General features: G+C 61.4%; 1 protein-coding gene. It reads left to right on the forward strand.

The window, feature by feature from the left end:
- A partial coding sequence (locus K0778_RS25850; protein ID WP_153520332.1) for a conjugative transfer relaxase/helicase TraI domain-containing protein occupies positions 1-1,700 on the forward strand: 1,700 nt, incomplete at both ends.

The following is a 1,700-nucleotide window of genomic DNA, read 5'->3' on the forward strand; positions in this document are numbered from 1 at the left end:
GCCCTGATTGCGGCCGGTGGTGGTCGTGCCGTGGCCAGCGGTGACACGGACCAGCTGCAGGCCATCGCGCCCGGTCAGCCTTTCCGTCTCCAGCAGACGCGCAGTGCTGCCGATGTGGCTATCATGAAAGAGATTGTGCGTCAGACGCCGGAACTGCGGGAGGCGGTATACAGCCTGATTAACCGGGATGTGGAAAGGGCATTGTCCGGGCTTGAGAGTGTGAAACCGTCTCAGGTGCCTCGTCAGGAGGGCGCATGGGCACCGGAGCACTCTGTGACGGAGTTCAGTCACAGCCAGGAAGCGAAACTGGCAGAAGCGCAGCAGAAGGCGATGCTGAAAGGCGAGGCTTTCCCGGATGTCCCCATGACACTGTATGAAGCCATTGTCCGCGACTATACCGGCAGAACACCGGAAGCACGGGAGCAGACGCTGATTGTCACGCACCTGAATGAGGACCGGCGCGTACTGAACAGCATGATTCATGATGCACGGGAAAAGGCCGGTGAGCTGGGGAAAGAGCAGGTCATGGTGCCTGTCCTGAACACAGCGAATATACGCGACGGAGAGCTGCGTCGTCTCTCCACCTGGGAGACACATCGGGACGCACTTGTCCTGGTGGATAATGTGTATCACCGGATTGCCGGTATCAGTAAGGATGACGGGCTGATAACCCTGCAGGATGCGGAAGGTAACACGCGGCTGATTTCGCCCCGGGAGGCGGTGGCTGAAGGCGTCACACTGTACACCCCGGACACCATCCGGGTAGGGGCCGGTGACCGGATGCGCTTCACGAAGAGTGACCGGGAGCGTGGTTATGTGGCCAACAGCGTCTGGACGGTGACAGCGGTTTCCGGTGACAGTGTCACGCTGTCGGGCAGACAGCAGACCCGGGTGATTCGCCCCGCCCAGGAGCGGGCAGAGCAACATATTGACCTGGCCTATGCCATCACCGCTCACGGTGCGCAGGGGGCAAGTGAAACCTTTGCCATCGCGCTTGAAGGTACGGAAGGCAGCCGGAAACTGATGGCTGGCTTTGAGTCAGCCTACGTGGCCCTGTCGCGTATGAAGCAGCATGTGCAGGTGTACACCGATAACCGTCAGGGCTGGACGGATGCCATTAACAATGCCGTACAGAAAGGAACAGCCCACGATGTGTTTGAACCGAAACCGGACCGGGAGGTCATGAATGCAGAGCGGCTGTTCAGTACGGCGCGGGAGCTGCGGGACGTGGCGGCAGGGCGTGCCGTTCTTCGTCAGGCGGGGCTTGCCGGGGGAGACAGTCCTGCACGGTTTATTGCTCCGGGACGTAAATATCCACAGCCGTATGTGGCACTGCCGGCGTTTGACCGTAACGGCAAGTCTGCCGGTATCTGGCTGAACCCGCTGACCACGGATGACGGAAACGGGCTGCGGGGATTCAGTGGTGAAGGCCGTGTGAAAGGCAGCGGGGATGCGCAGTTCGTGGCCCTGCAGGGCAGCCGTAACGGCGAGAGCCTGCTGGCTGATAATATGCAGGATGGTGTCCGGATTGCCCGTGATAACCCCGACAGCGGTGTGGTGGTGAGAATCGCCGGTGAAGGTCGTCCGTGGAATCCCGGTGCCATCACCGGTGGCCGCGTGTGGGGGGATATCCCGGACAACAGCGTCCAGCCGGGAGCCGGAAATGGCGAGCCGGTCACGGCAGAGGTACTGGCACAGCG

The organism is Escherichia sp. XD33 (assembly GCF_019375075.1).
GTDB classification, from domain to species: Bacteria; Pseudomonadota; Gammaproteobacteria; order Enterobacterales; family Enterobacteriaceae; genus Enterobacter; species Enterobacter flexneri_A.